The organism is Micropruina sp. (assembly GCF_047602385.1).
GTDB lineage: Bacteria > Actinomycetota > Actinomycetes > Propionibacteriales > Propionibacteriaceae > Micropruina.
On sequence record NZ_JASGHL010000003.1, the window covers coordinates 500,798 to 522,378 of the forward strand.

The 21,581-nt window shown below is 69.7% G+C and carries 19 protein-coding genes and 1 pseudogene; 7 read left to right on the forward strand and 13 right to left on the reverse strand.

Translation table 11 applies throughout. The annotated features are described in order from the left end of the window. Nucleotides 1-21 precede the first annotated feature (21 nt). Complete coding sequence (locus QM711_RS11885; RefSeq protein WP_415099563.1) at nt 22-861, forward strand: SGNH/GDSL hydrolase family protein; 840 nt, start codon at nt 22-24, stop codon at nt 859-861. A gap of 123 nt (nt 862-984) precedes the next feature. Here QM711_RS11885 and QM711_RS11890 read toward each other — a convergent pair whose 3' ends face one another. From QM711_RS11890 to QM711_RS11910, 5 genes and pseudogenes are all read right to left on the reverse strand, one after another. Continuing rightward, nucleotides 985-1,392 (reverse strand): PIN domain-containing protein, encoded by a 408-nt coding sequence (locus QM711_RS11890; protein ID WP_415099565.1) that lies wholly within the window; start codon nt 1,390-1,392, stop codon nt 985-987. Nucleotides 1,393-1,446: 54 nt separating this feature from the next. Further along, nucleotides 1,447-1,746 (reverse strand): DUF3017 domain-containing protein, encoded by a 300-nt coding sequence (locus QM711_RS11895; protein WP_415099567.1) that lies wholly within the window; start codon nt 1,744-1,746, stop codon nt 1,447-1,449. A gap of 31 nt (nt 1,747-1,777) precedes the next feature. Next, a pseudogene (gene purH, locus QM711_RS11900) lies at nt 1,778-3,326 on the reverse strand (bifunctional phosphoribosylaminoimidazolecarboxamide formyltransferase/IMP cyclohydrolase). Then, the gene (gene purN, locus QM711_RS11905) at nt 3,323-3,901 is read right to left on the reverse strand and encodes a phosphoribosylglycinamide formyltransferase (RefSeq protein ID WP_415099569.1); all 579 of its coding nucleotides are present in this window, start codon (nt 3,899-3,901) and stop codon (nt 3,323-3,325) included. Before purN ends, purH begins: the two are co-directional and overlap by 4 nt. Before the next feature lie 61 nt (nt 3,902-3,962). Further along, the gene (locus tag QM711_RS11910; protein ID WP_415099571.1) at nt 3,963-5,264 is read right to left on the reverse strand and encodes a DUF6350 family protein; all 1,302 of its coding nucleotides are present in this window, start codon (nt 5,262-5,264) and stop codon (nt 3,963-3,965) included. A gap of 102 nt (nt 5,265-5,366) precedes the next feature. On the opposite strand from QM711_RS11910, the gene QM711_RS11915 reads away from it, so the two are divergent. After that, nucleotides 5,367-7,088, forward strand: coding sequence for a hypothetical protein (locus QM711_RS11915; protein ID WP_415099573.1), 1,722 nt, complete (start codon nt 5,367-5,369; stop codon nt 7,086-7,088). A gap of 84 nt (nt 7,089-7,172) precedes the next feature. On the opposite strand, the gene sucD is transcribed toward QM711_RS11915, so the two are convergent. Together sucD and sucC are read right to left on the reverse strand one after the other, a co-directional pair. Beyond that, complete coding sequence (gene sucD / locus QM711_RS11920; protein ID WP_415099575.1) at nt 7,173-8,060, reverse strand: succinate--CoA ligase subunit alpha; 888 nt, start codon at nt 8,058-8,060, stop codon at nt 7,173-7,175. Between the two features lie 14 nt (nt 8,061-8,074). Beyond that, nucleotides 8,075-9,247: an ADP-forming succinate--CoA ligase subunit beta gene (gene sucC, locus QM711_RS11925; RefSeq protein ID WP_415099577.1), complete on the reverse strand. Its 1,173-nt coding sequence runs from the start codon at nt 9,245-9,247 to the stop codon at nt 8,075-8,077. A 318-nt stretch (nt 9,248-9,565) separates the two neighbouring features. Between sucC and QM711_RS11930 the strand changes: the two genes are divergently transcribed. Then, a complete protein-coding gene (locus QM711_RS11930; RefSeq protein ID WP_415099579.1) occupies nt 9,566-10,348 on the forward strand; it encodes a M23 family metallopeptidase in 783 nt (260 codons plus the stop codon). Nucleotides 10,349-10,458: 110 nt separating this feature from the next. Here QM711_RS11930 and pcrA read toward each other — a convergent pair whose 3' ends face one another. The 4 genes from pcrA to QM711_RS11950 all read right to left on the reverse strand — a co-directional run bounded on the left by pcrA (nt 10,459) and on the right by QM711_RS11950 (nt 17,376). Further along, nucleotides 10,459-12,879 carry a DNA helicase PcrA gene (gene pcrA, locus QM711_RS11935; RefSeq protein WP_415099581.1) on the reverse strand — a complete coding sequence of 807 codons (2,421 nt, stop codon included), beginning with the start codon at nt 12,877-12,879 and terminating at the stop codon, nt 10,459-10,461. Between the two features lie 229 nt (nt 12,880-13,108). Beyond that, nucleotides 13,109-13,948: a PRD domain-containing protein gene (locus tag QM711_RS11940; protein ID WP_415099583.1), complete on the reverse strand. Its 840-nt coding sequence runs from the start codon at nt 13,946-13,948 to the stop codon at nt 13,109-13,111. Between the two features lie 58 nt (nt 13,949-14,006). Further along, nucleotides 14,007-15,464, reverse strand: coding sequence for a glycoside hydrolase family 1 protein (locus QM711_RS11945; protein ID WP_415099585.1), 1,458 nt, complete (start codon nt 15,462-15,464; stop codon nt 14,007-14,009). Continuing rightward, nucleotides 15,451-17,376 (reverse strand): beta-glucoside-specific PTS transporter subunit IIABC, encoded by a 1,926-nt coding sequence (locus QM711_RS11950; protein WP_415099587.1) that lies wholly within the window; start codon nt 17,374-17,376, stop codon nt 15,451-15,453. The genes QM711_RS11945 and QM711_RS11950 overlap by 14 nt, the downstream gene beginning before the upstream one ends. Before the next feature lie 123 nt (nt 17,377-17,499). Here QM711_RS11950 and QM711_RS11955 point away from each other — a divergent pair, with 123 nt between their 5' ends. Next, nucleotides 17,500-17,640 (forward strand): hypothetical protein, encoded by a 141-nt coding sequence (locus tag QM711_RS11955; protein ID WP_415099589.1) that lies wholly within the window; start codon nt 17,500-17,502, stop codon nt 17,638-17,640. 45 nt (nt 17,641-17,685) lie between these two features. Here the strand turns inward: QM711_RS11955 and QM711_RS11960 are convergent, their stop codons facing one another. Beyond that, nucleotides 17,686-18,351, reverse strand: a complete 666-nt coding sequence (locus QM711_RS11960; RefSeq protein WP_415099591.1) for a response regulator — start codon at nt 18,349-18,351, stop codon at nt 17,686-17,688. Next, the gene (locus QM711_RS11965; RefSeq protein WP_415099593.1) at nt 18,348-19,607 is read right to left on the reverse strand and encodes a PspC domain-containing protein; all 1,260 of its coding nucleotides are present in this window, start codon (nt 19,605-19,607) and stop codon (nt 18,348-18,350) included. Before QM711_RS11965 ends, QM711_RS11960 begins: the two co-directional genes overlap by 4 nt. 247 nt (nt 19,608-19,854) lie before the next feature. Between QM711_RS11965 and QM711_RS11970 the strand changes: the two genes are divergently transcribed. The 3 genes from QM711_RS11970 to QM711_RS11980 are packed head-to-tail and all read left to right on the forward strand — an operon-like array spanning nt 19,855 to nt 21,577. Further along, entirely contained in the window at nt 19,855-21,111 is a 1,257-nt protein-coding gene (locus QM711_RS11970) for a PspC domain-containing protein (protein ID WP_415099595.1), read from the forward strand. Continuing rightward, a complete protein-coding gene (locus tag QM711_RS11975) occupies nt 21,108-21,296 on the forward strand; it encodes a hypothetical protein (RefSeq protein ID WP_415099597.1) in 189 nt (62 codons plus the stop codon). The genes QM711_RS11970 and QM711_RS11975 overlap by 4 nt, the downstream gene beginning before the upstream one ends. Next, nucleotides 21,293-21,577: a PspC domain-containing protein gene (locus QM711_RS11980; protein WP_415099599.1), complete on the forward strand. Its 285-nt coding sequence runs from the start codon at nt 21,293-21,295 to the stop codon at nt 21,575-21,577. Before QM711_RS11975 ends, QM711_RS11980 begins: the two co-directional genes overlap by 4 nt. Nucleotides 21,578-21,581 lie beyond the last annotated feature (4 nt).

Sequence of the window (21,581 nt, forward strand, 5' to 3'; positions counted from 1 at the left end):
CTGGCCACCACAGTGGTCGTCGTGATCGTAGCCGTCGGCCTGGCGTTGGCGGCGGCCTGGACGCTGAGCACGCCCGGCACTGCCGCTGCTGGCTGGCTGCCGACCGGCGGCGCCGGGAGTTCGCCGCCGGCGTCCGGCCCGACGATCACGCCGTCCAGCGCCGCCGTGGCGTCCGGACCGGCCACGGCGTTGCCGACGCCGTCCGGGCCGATCCGAGTGGTGGGCCTGGGCGACTCGGTGATGGCAGGCACCAACTGCGACTGCGACGGGATCACCGCGGGTCTGGCCGCTTCGCTGGAGGCGTCCTGGAAGGTGCCGGTCAAGCAGGTCAACCTGGGAGAGTCCGGGGCCACCACCGACGACCTGCTCGACGACCTCACCAACGACCCGCGCACCATGTCCGAGGTGACGCACGCCGATGTGGTGGTGGTGATCATCGGCGCCAACGACCTCACCGACGACCTGGACACCTGGCGCCGCACCGGTTGCGGCCGGTCCTGCTACCTGCCGCATGCGCAGCAGGTGGGCACCCGGCTGGCCAAGATCCTGCGCCGGGTCGAGAATCTGGAGGCGGGCCGGCGCTTCACTCTCGCCGTCGACGGCTACTGGAACATCCTCGCCGACGGACAGACGGCGCTGGCCCAGGGCGGCTGGCCGCAGCTCAGCTGGAGCCGTTCGGTCACCGCGGCGGTGGATTCGGCCATCGAGGATGCAGCCACCGCGGCCGGCGCGCGCTATGTCGACCTGCGAGCGGTGTTCACCCACACTCCCGACCCGCTGCTGGCCGACGACGGCGACCACCCCAACGCCGCCGGCGTTGCGGCGATCGTCAAAGCCAATCTGCACGCACTTCGTCCGTGAGGTCGGCCAAGGAAGCGCTGGTCGAGCTTGGCGAGACCGCTCTGGCAACGGTTTCGACAGGCTCAACCAGCGAAACCCGCTTTGATCAGCGCTTCCCTGGTCCCCCGCAGCCGCAGACGCCGGTCAGCGGAACGGATTGACCACCCGGACGCCGTCGTAATCCTGTCCGTCGCTCAGGTCTTCGGAGAGCAGTTCGTCGCAGCCGAGGGCACGGGCAGCCTCAATGATCGCGCTGTCCCGATATGAGAGCCCGAAGCGATCACGTGTCTGCATCGCCGCTCGGACGATCGGCAGGGTCAGTTCCTGGACACGGAAACGGGTGAACGACTCCACGAGCGCGTACGCCTGCACGTGCGACAGCCGATCCGGCCGGCTGGCGCGCGTCGCCTGCGCATGGAACTCCTGCAATACCTGCACCGAGAACCCGACGTCACCTCCGCCCAGGATGACGCGCGCTACTTCTGACTTGCCTGCCTCAGCCGGATCCCGCGAGATCGCGTACAGCAGGACGTCGGTGTCAGCGAACCGCACGGCTGTGCACGTCATCGCGCGCTAGCCGATCCCCGGCTCGAAAGACGCGGCGACTCAGTTGCGCAGGGCGGGTACCGCCCAGGCGAGCACCGTGATCCCGATGCCGACCCCGAGCAGCACGATGGTGTCCAGCGCTCTGTTCCGGACGGCCAGCAGACCCACCCGGCGATTCGGCAGCAGCCGGAACAGCCCGCCCATGGTGATCGACAGCCCGATCAGAGTGCTGCCGGTGCGCCAATGGCTGAACGCCACCACCACCAGTCCGGCGAAGACCCCGAGCAGCACGCTGGCCAGCGGCCACTGGCCGAGCACCTGCTGCACCGGACTCTTCGGCGGGCGCTCGGACGTGGTCATGGCTCCGATCGTGCCACGGCTGGCCGGCACCTCAGTGGAAGAAGTGCCGGGTACCGGTGAAGTACATGGTCACGCCGGCCGCCTCGGCTGCCTCGATCGTCTCCGGATCCCGCACCGAACCGCCCGGCTGGACGATCGCCCGGACGCCGGCCTCGATCAGGATGCCGGGGCCGTCCGCGAACGGGAAGAAGGCGTCGGACGCCGCCACCGAGCCGGCGGCCCGGTCGCCGGCCCGCTCCACCGCGAGGCGGCAGGAGTCCACCCGGTTGACCTGACCCATGCCGACCCCGACCGAGGCGCCGCCGGCGGCCAGCAGAATGGCGTTGCTCTTCACCGCCCGGCAGGCCCGCCAGGCGAACGCCAGGTCGGCCAGGGTCGCCTCATCGGCGGCCTCGCCGGCGGCCAGCGTCCAGTTCGCCGGGTCGTCGCCGGGGGCGTCGATCCGGTCGGGCTGCTGCAACAGCGCGCCGCCCGAGATCGGCTGCAGCTGCCGTTCGCGATGCTCGTAGGGCGCCGCCTGCAGGCAGCCGGATGTTCTTCTTGCGGCTGAGGATCTGCAGCGCCCCGTCGTCGTAGGACGGCGCGATCACCACCTCGGTGAAGATCTCGGCGATCTGCTCGGCCAGCTCCACCGACACCGGACGGTTGGTGGCGATCACCCCGCCGAACGCGCTGACCGGGTCGCAGGCGTGCGCCTTGCGGTGCGCCTCGGCGACGTCTGCGCCGACCGCGATGCCGCACGGATTGGCGTGCTTGATGATCGCCACCGCGGGCTCGGCGAAGTCGTAGGCGGCCCGGTAGGCGGCGTCGCCGTCGGTGTAGTTGTTGTAGCTCATCTCCTTGCCGTGCAGCTGCTCGGCACCGGTGATCCCGGACGGCCCGCCCGGGTAGCGGTAGAGCGCCGCCTGCTGGTGCGAGTTCTCGCCGTAACGCAGCCCGCCCACCTTGTGCCAGGTGCCGCCGATCCAGGCGGGCCAGGCGCCGGGGCTGAACTCCTCCCCCATCCAGGACGCCACCGCGATGTCGTAGGCGGCGGTGTGCCGGAACGCGACGGTGGCCAGCGCCCGCCGCTCGGCCAGCGTGAAACCGCCCGCGGTCAACGCGTCGCACAGCGACGGGTACTGCTCGGGCGAGGTCACGATGGCCACCGACGGATGGTTCTTGGCGGCGGCCCGCACCATGCTCGGCCCGCCGATGTCGATCTGCTCGACGCACTCGTCCGGGCTTGCGCCGGAGGCGACGGTCTCGGTGAACGGGTACAGGTTGCTGACCACCAGCTGGAACGGCTCGATGCCGAGGTCGCCGAGCTGCGAGCGATGCGATTCCAGCCGCAGGTCGGCGAGGATGCCGGCGTGGATGTGCGGGTGCAGGGTCTTGACCCGACCGTCCAGGCATTCGGCGAAGCCGGTGACCTGTTCGACGGGGGTGACCGGGACGCCGGCGTCGGTCAGGGTGCGGGCCGTCGAGCCGGTCGAGACGATCTCGACGCCGGCCCCGGCCAGGGTGCGGCCGAGTTCGAGCAGTCCGGTCTTGTCGTACACCGACAGCAGGGCGCGGCGGATGGGCAGCCGGTCGGTCATGAATGCTCCTTGGCGGCAAGGTCGTTGACGGTGTGGACGAGCAGGACGCGCTCGGCCACCTTGATGCGTTCGTGCAGCGATTCGACGGTGTCGCCGGGCAGCACCCGGACGGCCTCCTGGGCCAGGATCCGGCCGGTGTCGACACCGGCGTCCACCTCGAAGACGGTGACTCCGGTCACCTTGACGCCGTGTTCGAGGGCGTCGCGCGGGCCGTGCATGCCGGGGAAGCTGGGCAGCAGCGCGGGATGGGTGTTGATCGTCCGGCCGCCGAAGCGGTCCAGGAAGGTCGGCCCGACCAGCTTCATGAAGCCGGCCGACACCACCAGGTCGGGCTTGTGGACGGCTACCAGCTCGGTCAGCTCGGCGTCCCAGGCGGCCCGGTCGGAGCCCCAGGCGAACGGGTGGACGAACGTCGGCACCCCGGCCTTGTCGGCCCGTTGCAGGCCCTGGGCATCGGCCCGGTCGGACCCGACCACGACCACGTCGGCGTTCAATTCGCCGGCGGCCCGGGCGTCCAGCAGGGCCTGCAGGAGACTCCCGGTGCCCGAGATCAGCACGGCGATGCGGAAGGCCATGATGGGCAGCCTAACGGTTGTCGCCGATGCTGCCCGCCGCCACAACCGCCCCGGGACGGCGTCAGTCGCGAGCCAGCGAGACGGTGTCCGCGTCGAGTTGCTCGGTGGGCAGGTCGTCGATGATCGCGGTGCTGGCCTCCGCGGGATCGGACGCCGGCAGGTGCCGTCCGCGGACCAGCCAGTGGGTCAGCGCGGACGCCGCACCGCCGACCAGCATCGGCAGCGGCGCCAGCAACAGCAGGCTGAGCATGACCGGCCCCATCCCGATCAGCCGGCCGGCTCCGAGGTCACCGCGGGAGAGCGCCGCCACTGCGACCACGACGATCGCCACCACCAGTCCGGCGGTCGCGCCGCGGATCAGCCAGGTCGTCAGGCTGCGTCGCCGGGCCGGCGCCCGCACCGCCGCCACCCAGCCGGCGACCGCACCGACCAGGACGCCGCTGGCGAACCACGCGTAGGCCCAGGGTCCGCCCGGTCCGGCTTCCGGGACCGCACCGAAGGCGGGAATCGCGGGCAGCATGCCGGCGGTGGTCAGCATCGGTGACACCAGCGAGCCGACGCCGACGCTGATCCCGGCGCCGAGTGCCCAGCTCGCCGCCCAGGCCAGCAGGTTCGGCAGGTAGAGCAACTGCAGGGTGACCAGCAGCCAGGAGCCGACGGCGTCCGGGGCCAGGGCGTCCTCGATCACCGAGATCCGCTGGCTGCCGAGCAGCAATCCGACCAGCAGCACGACGGCCGCGATCGCGGTCATGGTGGCCAGCCCGGCCAGCACCGCCCGGCCCAGGCCGCGCAGTGCCACCGGGATCGCGACCAGCGGACGCAGCCGTCCGGCAAGGGACCACGCCGCACCCAGCGCGCCGATCACGGCGCCGCCGAGCAATGCCCACCCGACCCGAGGCCCGGCGCCGGAGGCCAGCGCCACCACCGAGGCCACCAGCGCGTAGCCGGCGGTGGCGAGCCCCCAGGCGGTCAGCGCACCGCGCCCGTCCAGGTTCTCCGGCGCCGTCCCGCGCAGCCCGAGTCCGGTGACCAGGCGGGCGAGCAGCACGAACAAGCAGCTCAACCCGAGCGGGGTCAACGTGACGGGAAGTCCGCCGATGAGAGCACCGGCACCGTGGCCGGCCAACCAGAATTGCCCGGCGAAGCCCAGAGCGACCGGTACCGGCATCGCCATCGCGGTGAACCAGCCGGCCATCACCAGGCCGGCGACCAGCAGCCAGCCGGCCAGGGCGGACGCCGCGCCGGCGCCGAGTGCCACCGGCAGCAGCGGGAACTCCGGCGCTGCAGCCGCCTGCTGATCGGCGGAGACCTCGGCCACCGTGAGGCGCACCCGAGGGCGTCGGCGTTCGGATCGGATCGGCATGATGACCCATCGTCGCCGAGCGGCCAGGCTCTGCCGGGTGGGACACGCCCGCCCGCACTAAACTCGGCCGGGTTCACCAGCGCAGCCGAGCATGAGGACGAGATGAGCGACACCGATCCGGACCAACCGCGACGAGCGGCCGACGACGCCGACGAACGTCCCGATCAGACCCGCGACGACGGCAGTGCCCCGCGGTCCTGGGTCCCCACCCAGGAATCCGGCGCCGATGGGGCCGGCGGCGTCGAAGTGACCACGCCGATCCCGCCGCCGGCACCGACGCTGCCCGAGCCGGCCCAGCCGGTCTCCGCCGGGCGGCGGTTCTCGGCAGAGGACCTGCCCGAGGACTGGCGCAGCGCCGCTCCGCGTCGCTCGGCGGTCAGCGTCTCGTCGCCGCCGTTCTCGCCTGGCGAAGTGTTCGGTACGGCCTCCGAGCGTCCTGCCACCTCGGACGGCACCGAGCCCGATCCGGCTGCGGCCGGCGCGGGCGAACCGGATGCCGTGTCGGAGGTGTTCCTCGCTCCGGAGACGCCCGCTGCGGCACCTGACCCGCGCCGGCGCGCGCTGGCCTGGGTGGCCGGGATCGCCGCCGTCGCGGTGGTGATCGGGCTGATCGCCTGGTCGGTCGCGGCGCGTCCGAGCCCCACGGCCGCCGTCCCCGCCGCCGTCGAGACGGCCTCCTCCACGCCTACCGCGTCCGCGACGCCGCCACCGGCCCTGGTCGACACCCAGCTGATCGTCGCAACCGAACTGGCCAAGCTGCGCAAGGGCCTCAGCTGGACGCCGCAGGACGCCACGGCGACAACAGCGGCTCCGCTCCAGCCAGGCTGCCTGGAACTGTCCAGCACCGGCGGCGCCTCGCCGGACACCGAACTGAAGCGGCTCTTCACGGCCACCAAGAGTGGCGGCAGCCTGCTCCAGGTGGTCCAGTCCTGGCCGAGTGCCGAAGCCGCTACAGCGGCGCGGGAGGCGCTCATCGCCCAGGCCGGCGCCTGCGAGAACGGACTGCTGCTCTCCGCCGACCGGGTCACCGGACTCGCCGACTCCGCGGACGCCCTCACCCTCCGCACCGCGGACGGGGTCACCCACACGCTGCTGTTCGTCCGCACCGGTCGGTTCCTGTCGATCCTGGACGCCGCCGCGGTGAAGACCGACCCGTTCAGCGCTGCCGCGCTCGCCACGGCGGTCGTGCCCTCACAACGGCGGCAGTGTGGCCCGGCCGCCGGCGCCTGCCCAGGATCGGTCAAAGCCGTCGCCACCACGCCGCCCCTCACCGAAACCCGCGGCTGGCTGGCCTGGGTGGACCTCTCCCTGCCCACCGCCGGCTCCGGCAGATGGACGGCGACCGACCCGCTGGCACCCAAGCTGGTCGGCAGCCAGTGTGAGGACCTGGACCTGAACAAGCTGTCCGGAACCTCGACGGCGCTGCACCGCACCTACCTGTTGACCAACGACCCCAAGGCTCCCGAGGGCTTCGGCATCGACGAGGCGATCTACACGTTCCCGAAAGAGTCCAGCGCTGCCGCCCTGGCGAAACAACTCGACCAGAACTTCGCCGGCTGCGGTAAGCGCACCCGCACCGCCTCGGTGAAGGAGGCCGCCGTCACCGCGGCCGCCGCCAACGGCAAGAGCCTCACCGCCACCAGCTACCTGGTCACCCAACGGATCAGCGACTCCAAGACTGTGGCCTTCCGGGTCGGCCTCGCAGTCGTCGGCAACCGGATGGTCTACCTGCTCGCCAACCCCTCGGGCAGCTTCGACTTCAGCGAGGACGCCTGGCGCGCCATCGTCGGCCGGGCCACCCAGCGGGTGACCCAACTCGGCTGAGTCCGGACCGGCAAACCAACGGGAGCCGACCCGGCACTCATCCAGTGCGGTCGGCTCCCGTTCGTCGTTCGGGTCGGGACGTGATCAGTCCCGGCCCTCCATGATCTCGCGAACCAGGGACGCGGTCTCGCTCGGCGTCCGGCCCACCTTCACCCCGGCCGCCTCCAGCGCCGCCTTCTTGGCCTGGGCGGTGCCCTTGGAGCCGGACACGATGGCGCCGGCGTGGCCCATCGTCTTGCCCTCGGGCGCGGTGAACCCGGCCACGTAGCCGACCACCGGCTTGGTGACGTGCTCGGCGACGTAGGCGGCGGCCCGCTCTTCGGCGTCCCCGCCGATCTCGCCGATCATCACGATGCAATCGGTGTCCGGGTCGGCCTCGAACGCGGCGAGGGCGTCGATGTGGGTGGTGCCGATCACCGGGTCGCCGCCGATGCCGATCGCGCTGGAGAAACCGATGTCACCCAGCTCGAACATCATCTGGTAGGTGAGCGTGCCCGACTTGCTGACCAGCCCGATCCGGCCCGGCTTGGCGATGCCGGCCGGAATGATGCCGACGTTCGACTTCCCGGGACTGATCAGGCCCGGGCAGTTCGGGCCGACCAGCCGGGTGCTGCCGCTGGCCGCGGCGTAGCTGTAGAACTCGGCGGTGTCCTTGACCGGGACTCCCTCGGTGATCACCACCACCAGTTCGACGCGGGCGTCCACAGCCTCGAAGACCGCCTTCTTGGTGTAGGCGGCCGGCACGAAGATCACCGACACGTTGGCCCCGGTCGCCGCCTTGGCTTCGGCCACCGAGTTGAACACCGGCACCGGGTCCTCCTCGAAGGTCACCGTCTGCCCACCCTTGCCAGGGGTGACGCCACCGACCACCCGGGTGCCGGAAGAGATCATCCGCTGGGTGTGCTTGCGCCCCTCGGATCCGGTCATGCCCTGCACGAGCACCTTGGAGTTCTGGTCCAGCCAGATCGTCATCGACTGATGTCCTTTCAGTTCTTGCTGGCCAACTCGGCGGCCTTGCGGGCGGCGGAGTCCATGGTCAGTTCCATCGTCACCAGCGGATGCGCCGCCTCGGTCAGAATGTGCCGACCGATCTCGACGGCGTTGCCGTCCAGCCGGACGACGATCGGCTTGGTCGCCTTCTCGCCCAGCATCCCGAGCGCCGCGATGATGCCCTTGGCGACCTCGGAGCAGGCGGTGATGCCGCCGAACACGTTGACGAAGACCACCTTCACCTGCGGGTCGGACAAGATGATGTCCAGGCCGTCGGCCATCACCTGGGCGGACGCGCCGCCGCCGATGTCGAGGAAGTTGGCCGGAGTCGGGCTGCCGGGGAACTCCTTGCCGGCGCCGGCGACGACGTCCAGGGTGCTCATCACCAGGCCGGCACCGTTGCCGATGATGCCGACGCTGCCGTCCAGCTTCACGTAGTTGAGGCCGCGCTCACGGGCCCGGATCTCCAGCGGGTCGTCGCGGGACTCGTCCGACAGATCACTCCAATCGGCATGCCGGAAGGCGGCGTTGTCGTCGAGCGACACCTTGCCGTCCAGCGCCACGATCCGGCCGTCGCCGGTCTTCACCAGCGGGTTCACCTCGACCAGGGTGGCGTCGTTGTCGCGGTAGACCTCGCCGAGCAGCACCAGCACCCGGGCGATCTCGGCGCGGTCCGCCTCGTCGAACCCGGCCGCGGCCACGATCTCGGCCGCCTTGGTCTCGTCTAGTCCGGCGATCGGGTCGACCTCGACCCGGGCCAGCTTCTCGGGGTGCTCCTCGGCGAGCGTCTCGATGTCCATGCCGCCTTCGACCGAGCACATCGCCAGGTAGGTCCGGTTGGCCCGGTCGAGCAGCATGCTGAAGTAGTACTCGTCGGCGATGTCGGCACCCTCGGCGACCATCACCTGCTCGACGACGTGGCCCTTGATGTCCAGCCCCAGGATCTCGGAGGCCCGCTCCCGCGCCTCCTGCGGGCTGCGGGCCAGCTTGACGCCGCCGGCCTTGCCGCGGCCGCCGGTCTTGACCTGCGCCTTCACCACCACGACGGAGGTGCCCAGGCTCTGGGCTGCCTGCTCGGCCTCCTCAGGCGTGCGGGCGACGATCCCCCGCAGCACCGGTACCCCCTGGGATTCGAAAAGATCCCGTGCTTGGTACTCGAATAGATCCACCGACAACTCCGTCCGTACTTTGGCAGTTCCGGCCCGCGGGGGCACGGAAGGTCACCGCGTCACGATAGTCGGCGGGGACGACGACGCGCACCCCGTGGACGGCCGTGGCGGAACTCATCCTCGACCCTCCGCAACAGCGCCGCAGCGCAGCCCGCGATCCGGTCGCGACAAGGCACTGGGGCCTCGCCGGGCGACTCGGCAGCCAGCACCCCCAGGTCACCCGAACCACCGATTCTGAGATATCCCTAAGAAATGCTAAGGTGGCGGTGTGTCCGGCTCTCGGACCACCATTCACCGTTGCGACAAGGAGATACCCGCGTGCGCCCATCCGAGGCTGAACCCCAAGCGCCCAGCTGGATTCGTTCTCGTCTGCTCCGCGGCACCGTCGCCACCTTCACCCTCGGCGCACTGATCGCCGGACTCTCGCACAGCGCCGCGCCATCCGCGGCAGCACCGGTCCCTCCGCCGGCCGTCGGCAGCTTCGACGCCTCGTCGATGGACGCGCGCGACGGCCAGGTCAGCCGGCAGGCCGGCACCAGAACCCAGCTCCCCCAGGCCCTGGCCCAAGCGCGCAGTACCGCGCTCGACGAGACCGCGCAGCAACTGGCCGACACCCGGGAGAACACCGCGCTGGGTAGCCGGAATGCCGCGCTTGATGCAGCCGCGGCCAAGATCGCCGCCCAGTCGAAGATGCTCAACGACAAGTCCAGCTTCCTGATGCCGACCGCCGGTGAGTTCAGTTCGGGCTTCGGGATGCGGCTGCACCCGGTGCTGCACTACTACCGGATGCACAACGGTCAGGACATCGGCGGCACCTGCGGGCAGCCGATCTGGGCCGCCCAGGACGGCAAGGTGATCAAGGTCGCCACCGATGGCTACAACGGCGGCTCCGGCCACAACGTCCGGATCGACGGGGGCGTGCTCGAGACCGCCTACCTGCACATGGACAAGATCGTGGTCAAGGTCGGCGACACGGTGCACAAGGGCGAACTGCTCGGCACCGTCGGCAATACCGGCGTCTCCACCGCTTGCCACCTGCACTTCTCGGTGTACAAGGGCGGCAAGGCCGTGGACCCGGTCCCCTACCTGAAGAAGAAGTAGCCGCTGGTCGAGCTTGTCGAGACCCACGATTTCGACACACTCGATCAACACCGCTGGCCGAGCTTGTCGAGGCCCCTGGCTTCGACCACTCGATCAACGACGAAGCGGCGCTACAGCCTCTCCATCGGGGAGTGCTTGAGGCTGAGCCGCTTCACCCCGTGGCTGCCGAAATCGACGTCCGCCTTCGCCGCGTCGCCCATCCCGCTGGTGGCGATCACCGTGCCCATGCCGAAGTGCGTGTGCAGCACCCGATCGCCGGGCTCGACGCTGGGCACCGCCTTCGGCAGGGACGGCTTCGTGCCGTAACCGACCGTGTTGCGCCAGGCCTGCTCGGTACGCGCCTTCGCTCGGGACGCGAACCCGACCTGCGCGGCGCCCAGCCGGCGCCAGTCGAACAGATGCTGCGGGATCTCGTCGGTGAACCGGCTGGGCGGGTTGTACTGCGGCGTCCCCCACATGGTGCGGACCACCGCCCGGGACAGGTACAGCCGCTGCCGGGCGCGGGTAATGCCGACGTAGGCGAGCCGGCGCTCCTCCTCCAGTTCTTCCTTGCTCTCGTGGGTGCGCTGATGAGGGAAGATGCCGTCCTCGAAACCGGTCAGGAAGACCACCGGGAACTCCAGGCCCTTCGCGGTGTGCAGCGTCATCAAGGTGACCACCCCGGTGCCGTCGCCGTCGGCGTCCGGGATCTGGTCGGAGTCGGCGACCAGCGCGATCCGTTCCAGGAAGGCGGGCAGCGAATCGTCCGGTTCCGGCGCACCGGCGGCCAGTTCGCCGCCGTCGGGGGGCAGGTCGATGGTGTGTGCGGCCGAGACGAACTCCTGCGCCACCGAGACCAGTTCGATCAGGTTCTCCAGCCGGGTGGCGTCTTGGGGGTCGTCGGAGTTCTTCAGTTCGTCTATGTAGCCGGACTTCTCCAGGATCGAGGTGAGGATCGTGTCGGCGGCGTCGCCGGCGTCCATCATCGCCCGGTGCTCACCCAGCAGGGTCGCGAAGCCCTGGATCTGGGTGAGCGAACGGGTGGCCAGCCCCGACGCCTCGGACGCCCGCGCGACCGCCGCGCCGAACGGAATCCGCTCCGACGCCGCCAGCACCTCGATCGCCGCCTCGGCCCGCTCGCCGATCCCGCGCCGCGGCGTGTTCAGGATCCGCCGCACCGACACGTCGTCGGCCGGGTTCGCGATCGCGCGCAGATAGGCGATCGCGTCGCGGATCTCGCGCCGCTCGTAGAACCGGACGCCGCCGACCACCCGGTACGGCATGCCGACCCGGATGAACACCTCTTCGAAGGCACGGGACTGGGCGTTGGTGCGGTAGAAGACCGCGACGTCGCCGGGCTTGGCGGCATCGGAGTCGGTGAGCCGGTCGATCTCGTCGGCGACGTACTGGGCCTCGTCGTGCTCGGTATCGGCCACCCAGCCGACGATCCGCTCGCCGTCGCCGGCGTCCGACCAGAGCCGCTTCTCGGGACGTCCCGGGTTGCGGGTGATCACCGCGTTGGCGGCGTTCAGGATGGTCTGCGTCGAGCGGTAATTCTGCTCCAGCACGATCGTGGTGGCGCCGGGGAAGTCGGCCTCGAAGGCGAGGATGTTGCGGATCGTGGCGCCCCGGAAGGCGTAGATCGACTGATCCGAGTCGCCGACCACCATCAGCTCCGGTGGCTCGACCGCAGCCATCCCGTCCGGCACCGGCAGTTCCGCGCACAACTCACGGACCAGCGCGTACTGGGCGTGGTTGGTGTCCTGGTATTCGTCGACCAGGACGTGCCGGAAGCGCCGCCGGTACTGCTCGCGCAGGTCGGGGAAGGCCTGCAGCAGGTGCACGGTGGTCATGATCAGGTCGTCGAAGTCGAGTGCGTTCGCCGTTGTCAGCCGCCGCTGGTATTCGCGGTAGGCGTCGGCGTAGATCTTCTCGTTGGCGGTCTCGGCCTTCGCCGCGGCGGTCTCGTGGTCGACCAGTTCGTTCTTGCAGTTCGACACCCAATTCATCACCGTTCGGACGGGGTACCGCTTCGGGTCGACCTCGGCATCGCGCAACACCAGGGTCATCAACCGCTTGGCGTCGGTGTCGTCGTAGATCGAGAAGGTCCGGCTGATGCCGAACCGGTGGATGTCGGCCCGCAGCATCCGCACGCAGGCCGAATGGAAGGTGGAGACCCACATCAGCTTGGCCCGGTTTCCCACCATGTCGACGACCCGGTGCCGCATCTCCGCGGCCGCCTTGTTGGTGAAGGTGATCGCCAGAACCGACCCGGGATGGACATGCCGGAACGAGACCAGATGAGCGATCCGGCGGGTCAGCACCCGGGTCTTGCCCGAACCCGCGCCGGCCACCACCAGCACCGGGGACCCGGCGTGCAGCACCGCCTCGCGCTGCGGCGGGTTGAGGTCGGCCAGCAGCTCGTCCTCGGTCATCCGCTTGCGTCGCGGACGGCCCTCCTCCGTGGCCGGGGACGCCTCGGGCGCCGCAACCGGCGCCGAGCCGGGCTCGGCGGAGAAGTTGAACAGGTCCGGAAACAGGGTGTCGGTCATCGCGTCCCAACCTTAAGCTCTGGCTCCGACAGCGTCGTCGACGGACATCCCGGTGACCGGGCATCGACCTGCCGAGCGCCGACGGCGGGAGCGCCTAGCCGACCCCGTCGCTCGTCAGATTACGCCCGATTCCCGGGCGTTCCCCAGCTCCGGAGGCGCAGGGCGTCCCGAATCGGACGTAATCCGACGACGCACCCCAGGGCAATCGAGGCGGCCGTTCGGTCCGCGGCTACCGGCGCTCACTCACCCGTTGAATGTGCAGCGCCAGGTAGGCGACCTCCTCGTTGGGGAGAGCTCGCTGCTGCACACCCGCGACATGCGAGCGGACGCGTTCCGCGCAAGCCATCGCCTGCGGGTACCGCTTGCGCAGCTCATGGAACAGGAAGTCGTCCGCACTCGTCAGCATCCGGTCGGCGAAGAAGCGATCGGCGAAATACCGCATGTGCGTGACGAACCGGGAGAAGTGCACGTTGTCGGGACTGACCGACACCCCCATGCCGTAGGTAACGATGGTGACCACCTGGTCGATGAGCTTGGCCGCCTCGAAGGCGTTGAACGCCGTCAGTTCGTCGACGTGCCGTGCATTGGCGATGTGGAAGGCAAGGTTCGCCGCCTCTTCCTCGGGAAGTTCGACCACCAGGCGTTCCCGCAGCAACTCCCGGCCGAAGCTCCCGATCCGGTATTCCTCCGGGTAGTAGCTCTGGATCTCCCAGGCCAGCCGGTTGACCACGGTGAGTCCGGAGCGAGCGCGTTCCACCGCAAAGTGCAGATGGTCGGTGAGCGCGACGTACAGATGGGGGTGCAGGGTCGTGTGTAACTCGCGTTCGGCGTGATCGATGATCTCCCGGGCGAGTTCGAGGAACTCCGGCGGAATCGAGTTGAGCAACTCCAGCAGATCCTTGGCCACCGGATGCCGCAGGGCCAGGAAGACCTGGTCCTGGGCGTCCTCAGGAACCTCGGCACCGGGCTTTCGGCCGTAGCCGATGCCCTTGCCGAGCAGGATCAACTCGGCGTCGTCGGCATCGCTGACCAGGACGACGCTGGAGTTGAGCACCTTCTTGATCCTCATCGGCGCTGACGCACCCCGCTATCGCCGACAGCCAACGCCCCAGCCACACCCACCGGTGTCACTGCTCGTCCAGCGCGGCACCGTTGGTCGCGATCACGCGCTGGTACCAGGCGAAGGAGTCCTTCTTGCGCCGCTCGCCGGTCCCGCGTCCGAGGTCGTCGTAATCGACATGGATGAAGCCGTACCGCTTGGAGATCTGCGACGACGACGCGCTGATCATGTCGATCGGCGACCAGCTGGTGTAGCCCATCAACTCGACCCCCTGCTCGACCGCGGTGCGCATCTCCCTCAGATGCGCCTGGAAGTAGGCGATCCGGTACGGGTCGTGGATGTTCCCGTCCGGAGTCACCTCGTCGCGTGCGCCCAGCCCGTTCTCGACGACGAAAAGTGGCTTGCGGTACCTGTCGTACAGCTCGATCAGGGATATCCGCAACCCCACCGGGTCGACCTGCCAGCCCCATTCGCTGGACGGCAGGTACGGGTTCTTCACCCCCAGCACGGTGTTGCCGGGGGTGCGCTCGGCGTCCGGGCGGACCGACTCAGTCATCGACATGTAGTAGCTGAACGAGACGAAGTCGGCGGTGTGCGCGGCGAGCAGTTCCTCGTCGCCGGGCAGGATCGGTAGCCGGATACCCCGCCGCTCCAGGTCGGTGCGGATCAACCGCGGATACGCCCCGAAGGTCTGGACGTCGGTGTAGAAGTGGTTCTCCAGGTTCTTGGCCTGGGCCGCCGCCACGTCCTCCGGCTCGCAGGTGTTCGGGTAGGTGACCAGCTTGGTCAGCATGCAGCCGACCTGGCTGCCCGGGATCAGTTCGTGACACAAGCCGGTGACCAGGGCCGATGCGACGAACTGGTGGTGCAGCGCCTCGTAGACGGCCTGCTCGAACCCCTGCGGGCTGCGGTCCTCGATCACCCCGGCGGTGGTGAACGGGTGCCGCCGGATGCTGTCGATCTCGTTGAAGGTCAGCCACAACCTGACCAGCGAGCCGAACTCGGTGAAACAGGTGGTGGCGAACCGGACGAACAGATCGACCACGCGCCGATCGCTCCAGCCGTTGTAGTTGACGGCCAAGGCGATCGGCATCTCGTAGTGCGACAACGTGACCAGCGGCTCAATGCCGAGCTGGCGCATCTCGGTGAACAGGTCGCGGTAGAACGCGACGCCCCCCGGGTTGGGAGTCACTTCCTCGCCGGTCGGGTACAGCCGGCTCCAAGCGATCGAGACCCGCAACACCCCGAAGCCCAGTTCGGCGAACAGCCCCAGATCCTCGCGCCAGCGATGGTAGAAGTCGATGCCGCGGCGCTTCGGGTAGTAGGTCACGTCCGGATCGGCCAGCGCCGCCGTGATCCCGGCCGTGGTCACCACATGATGCGCGGCGTACTCCTTGGGATCGACATCCGGCTTGTAGGTGGCGATGTCGGCCACCGAGGGACCGCGGCCGTCAGCGTCCCAGGCTCCCTCAGTCTGGTTCGCAGCCAGCGCGCCACCCCACAGGAATCCGTCAGGAAACGGCATCGGCGGACTCCTTCCGGGTCAGCGCCAGGATCGGGTCGCCCGCGGCGACTTGGCCGGTGGCCAGCGGGATCAGCTCGTAGGCGCCGGTGTTCAGCACCACGATCGGGGTGGTGGTGTCGTAGCCGGCCTCAGTGATCGCAGCCAGGTCGACGGTAGCGAGCAGGTCACCCGCCCGGACGTGCTGGCCGTTCTCCACCGCCACCTCGAACGGCGCCCCCTTGAGCTTCACGGTGTCCAGACCGATGTGGATCAACAACTCGGCGCCTCCATCGGTGACCAGGCTGATCGCATGCTTGGACTCGAAGACGGTCACCACGGTGGCGTCCGCGGGAGCGACGACGGCGCCCTCGGACGGGACCACCGCTACGCCCTGGCCCAGGGCGCCGGAGGCGAAGACGGCGTCCGGGACGTCGGTCAGCGCGATCACGGAGCCGGTCATCGGGCTACGGACGTCGACATCTGCGGTCACCATCGAGGTGCTCGCCGGCGCGGCGGTCGAAGCTGCCGCGGGCGCGGCCACGACGTCGTCGTACTGGCCGCCGACCTCGAGGGAGGCGGAGTCGGAGTCGCGCCAGAGCAGCAGCGAGGCGACCAGCGCACCGACGAACGCGATTCCGAAGCCGATGAAGGCGTTCACGATGTTCATCGGGTTCGCCGGGTTGATGAACAGCGACATGCTGGCCAGGCCGGGGCCGACGATGGCATGACCGGTGACGTGGGTGAGGCCGACGTAGGCGCCGCCCAGGCCGGCACCCACCAGAACGCTCCACAGCGCTCGCTTGTTCTGGATGGTGACGCCGTAGAGCGCGGGCTCGGTGATCCCGAACAGCGCCGAGATGCCGGAGGACACCGCAGTGGAGCGCAATTCCGTGTTCTTCGTGCGGAATGCCACACCGAACATGGCGCCCGACTCGGCGATGTTGTGCGCCAGCGACGAGGCGAGGTAGAGCGGCTCAGATCCGGTGGTGGAGTACTGATTGATCGCATACGGCAGGAACGGCTTGTGCATGCCCAGCGAGACCAGGAACGGCAGGGCCATCGCCAGCAGCGCGGTGGCCACCCAGCCGAAGGTGCCGAACACCCACAGGATCGCCCCTGTGAACACCAGGCCCAGGTTGTAGCCGAGCGGGCCGAGCAGCACCAGGCCGACCGGCACGGTGATCAGCAGGCTCATCATCGGCACGAAGAAGATCCGGATCGGCTTGGGCGACACCCGCGTCCAGAACCGCTCGTTGACAGCCAGGAACAGCACGATCAGCAGCGACGGGAAGACCTGCGCGTTGTAGGGGACGTTGGTGATCGGCAGCCCGAAGACGCTCAGGCCGGGATCCTTCATCTGCGCGGTCAAGGCAGGCAGCACCAGCGGGGCGACGGCGGCGATCGCCACCAGTCGGTTCACCCCGAGCTTGGTCGCCGTGGTGCCGGCCACCATCAGCGGCAGGAAGAAGAAGGTAGCGTCCGCGATCGAGGACAAGACGATGTAGGTGGGGTTCTTGGTGCTCAGCCAGCCCAGCGACGAGACCAGCAGCAACAGTGACTTCAGCACGCCGGCACCGGCGATCGCCGGCACCAGCGGCTGGAACACCCCGACGATGAAGTCGATCAGCACCGCACCCCAGTTGCGCGTCGCCTTCGTTCCCGGTGTCGCCGGCGCCGAACCGCTCGCGCCCAGACCGGGCAGCTTGCGCAACGCCTGGTAGACCTCGACCACGTCGTTGCCGATGATCACCTGGGTCTGCGCGGTCGACACCACACCCATCACCCCGGGGATCTTCTTCAACGCTTCCAGGTCTGCCTTGGCGTCGTCGGCGAGGGTAAAGCGCAACCGGGTCGAGCAATGCTCCAGCGCACTCACGTTGGACGCGCCGCCGACCTTGTCCAGAATGGCCTCGGCCGTCTTCTGGTAGTCCATCGAGTCTCCTTTGTCAGATGGATTCCGACCGCGTCCGGGCAAACAAAAAGGACCCAACGGCGGTCCGCGTCCGAGGACGCGAAGAACGTTGGATCCTGCCTGCATGACCAGTCACATGTCCGAGTGCCGATTCTCGGCGAGCCGGTCGTCGATGTCAACCGGGACCAGGACGAGCTCGAGCACGTCGCTCCGGCCGAGGTCGCGCTTCAGGACATCGCGCGATCTCCCGAATTCCGCGCTCGATCCATCCTCTCGGCTGGCTGAAACGGTTCAGCAAAATCGACCGCGGAGATCGGCCCGAGCAAGTGGTCAGACCAGCCGGCGGTCGGTCGCCCAACGGGTCAGCTGGTGCCGGTTAGACAGCTGGAGCTTGCGCAGCACGCTGGAGACGTGGGTCTCCACGGTCTTGATCGAAATGAACAACTCCCGGGCGATCTCCTTGTAGGCGTAGCCGCGGGCGATCAGCCGCATCACCTCGCGCTCCCGCTGGGACAGCCGGTCGAGTTCCTCGTCGACGCTGGCGATATCGATCGAGCCCGAGAAGGCGTCCAGGACGAAACCGGCGAGCCGGGGCGAGAACACCGCGTCGCCCTCGGCGATCCGGCCGATCGCGTCGACCAGTTCGTCGGCCGAGATCGACTTCGTGACATAACCCCTTGCCCCGGCCCGAATGACGCCAATCACGTCCTCGGCTGCGTCGCTGACACTGAGCGCCAGGAATTTGATCTCGGGCTCGGTGGCGTGCACCTGCTTGAGCACTTCCACCCCGCCGCCGCCGGGCAGGTGCACGTCGAGCAGCACCACGTCCGGCTGGGCCTTCAGCACCGCGGCGACCGCGGAGGGCACGTCCTCGCCCTCACCCACGATCTGCACCCGGGAGCCGATGTCGTGCTTCACCCCACTGCGGAACATGGCGTGGTCGTCGACGATCACCACCCGCCGGGCGGCCTGGGTACTCGTCTGCTGCTCGGTCATCGCTTCATCTCCAGTCGTACCTCGGTGCCGTGTTCGGCATCGCTTCGAATCGTCGCATTGCCCCCGGCGCGCCGCAATCGCTCGATGATCGAGCCCCGGACGCCCATCCGGTCGGCCGGCACCTCCGCCAGCACGAATCCCCGGCCGCGGTCGCGGACGAAGACCTCGACCAGCCCGTCGTCCAGTTCGGCGTAGACGTCGATGGTGGCGACCCCGGCATGCCGGGCGGCGTTGACCATCGCCTCGCGGGCGGCCTGCACCAGCGACTTCAATTCCGGGTCGAGTTCCCGGTCGCCGACCACCACGATCTCTACCTCGACGCCATGATCGTCCTCGACCTCGGCGGCGGCCGCGACCAGGGCCGCCTTCACCGTCGCGGCATCCGTGGTCTCGCCGTAGAGCCAGGCCCGCAGCTCGCGTTCCTGCCGCCGGGCCAGGGACGTCACCGCCTTCGGGTCGGACGCCTGCCGCTGGATCAGCGCCAGGGTCTGCAGCACCGAGTCGTGCAGGTGCGCGGCCATGTCCGCCCGGGCGTCGGCCAGCATCGTCTCCTCGCGGGCCGCGGCCAGCGAGCGCCGCACCCGGATGATCCACGGCGCCGCGGCCAGCAGCAGCGTGGTCACCACCAGGCCCAACACCAGCAGGGTGCGGACGGTCTCGGGCAACTCCGGCAGTTGCGCGACGGCCAGCGCGATCGCGGTGCCGAGCGCCCCCAACCCCAGGGCGATCCGCAGGATCCGCGACCAGTGCGCGGTCAGCGGGGCGAACCAGCGCCGCAGCCCGCTCTGCCGCCGGATCGACCGGTTCGAGATGTGGTCGGCCTGCCACCAGATCAGCATCAGCCCCGCGGTCCCGGTCAACGCCGGCCAGAGCACCCGGACCGGCAGCCCCGCCCCGACCGCCTGGACGAACCAGAGCAGCCCTGCCCCGAGCAAACCGACCGCGGACATCACGCCCCAGTCGGCCGGCATCCGGGCCGGACCCTCGATGGTGCGCAGGCCACGGCGTCCCGCCGCCTCCAGCCCGGGCGCCCGGACGGTCTCGGCCGCCAGCGGCAACGCCAGCCACAACGCCAGATAGACGATCACGCCGATGCCCATGCTGGCCGTCAACAGCACGAAACCGACCCGCAGCACCAGCACCGGCCAGCCCAGATGGGCCGCCAGTCCATTGCACACCCCGGCGAGCCAGGCGCCCTGCAGCCGCCGGTCGGCGCGGTGTGCCGCCACCGCCGCGGTGTGGGGAACAGTCGTCATGGCAGGGTTGTGTCGGGGGTCGAGATGACCGACCCCCCTAGCCTCACACAGCCGCCGGGGTGCGACCAGCCGAACTCGGGGCCGCATGGGGTACGCCGGGGCGCACCTCTCAGTCCACCCTGCCGGGCCTCGCCCGGCGATGAGGGTTTCGACGAGCTCGACCAGCGGCCGCCGGCAGCGGCTTTGGGGGTCGGCTCAGGACGCCCCCCGATGGTCTGACCGTGCTGCGCCGACGAGAGTGGGCCGCATGGAACTCACCCCGCTGCGCCGCGCGTCCTCGGGCGCCGTCCTCGGTGGGGTGTGCGCGGGCCTCGCCCGGCGCTGGCAGGTCGACCCGACCGTGCTGCGGATCGCGATGGTGTTGCTGGCCCTGCTCGGCGGCCTCGGTATCGCCTTCTACGTGGGCGCATTGCTGCTGGTCCCCAAGGACGGCTCCACCGACTTCCCGCTCTACCGGCTCGCTCCGTTCACCCGCTCCTGGTCGCCGGCGGCGGCGATCGGCGCGGTGGTCGGCCTCGGCGTCCTGATCACCGTCGTGGTCGGCTCCTGGCTGCCGTTCGGCGTCGCGCCGATCGTCGGCCTCGGCTTCCTGTGGTACTTCGGCTTCCACCGCCGCCGCCACCCCTCCCGTCCGGACGCCGACCCGCAGTCCGCCGACGCAGTCGCGTCGCCGGCCGTCCCCGCCGGGTCGCCCGGTGCGCCGGCCCCGTCGATCGGACGCGAGCCGGAGACCGACTTCGAGCGCGCCGCAGCGGCTTGGCGCGAGCGGGTGGCCCAGGAGCGGGAGGTTTCCGCAAGCGCGCTCTACGCCCCCAGTCCGCTCAACGACCCGACGCCCGTCCAGGGCAGCATCGACCCCCGTCCGGTGCCCCCGGCCGTCCCGTACTGGACGCCACCGGTCGCCAGGACGCGGCGGAACCGTCCGCGCTGGCTGTGGCCGGCGGTGCTCTGCCTGACCGGCGGCGGTCTGGCCACCCTCGCCGTGCTGGCGGCGTTCGGCATCGCCGTGCCGGGTCTCGCCTACGTCGCGGTGGTGCTCGGCGCGCTCGGCCTCGGCCTGGTGGTCGCCGCCTTCACCGGACGCCCGCGCGGCCTGTTGCCGCTGACTGTCGTCGCCGGGATCGCCACCATCGCGATGCTGGTGCCGATGCCGCATCCGGGCCGGGTCGGCTCCGAGTCGTTCAGCTACTCCACGATGGCCCAGTTGCCGAGCACTGAGCAGAACTATGCCGCCGGCGAGGTGACCATCGACCTGCGCGACCTGGACGTCACCGATACCCGGACCGTCCGGTACTCCCAAGGGGCTGGCACCCTCGGGTTGACCCTGCCCCGCACCGGGAACGTGATCGTGGACTGGTCGATCGGAGCCGGCGACTACAAGGGACCGGACGCCGCCCGCGACGGCATCGACCTCAAGGGCAGCTACCAGCGCATCCTCTCCCCCGGCGCACCCGTGTTGACCGTGGTGCTGCACGCCGGGGTCGGGGAGGTGACCGTCTCATGAGGCGCGTCGATGTCGCCGCCTTCAACGTCGGCCTGTTCAGCCTCGGCCTGGCGGCGCTCGCGCTGTGTGCCGCTTTCGGCACGGTCGATTGGAAGCTCACCTCGATTCTCGCCCCCCTCGGCCTGGTCGTCATCGGCCTGGCCGGCCTACTGCTTTCCCGCAATTCGACGAAAGGAAACCGATGAACGGAAAGACCCTGACCCGCTCGACAACCGACAAATTTCTTGGCGGTGTCTGCGGTGGACTCGCCCGCTTCCTGAACCTGGACTCCGGGCTGGTTCGCATCCTCACCGTTGTGCTGGCGATCTTCACCCAGGTCGGCTGGATCGCCTACCTGGTGCTGTGGGCCGTCCTGCCCACCGACAACGGCGGACCGACCGGCTTCGACCAGGCCAAGAGCGCCTTCACCACCAGCGGTGACCGGCCGGCGGACCGGCCACAGCAGAATCCCGACGACCTCCGCTGAACCG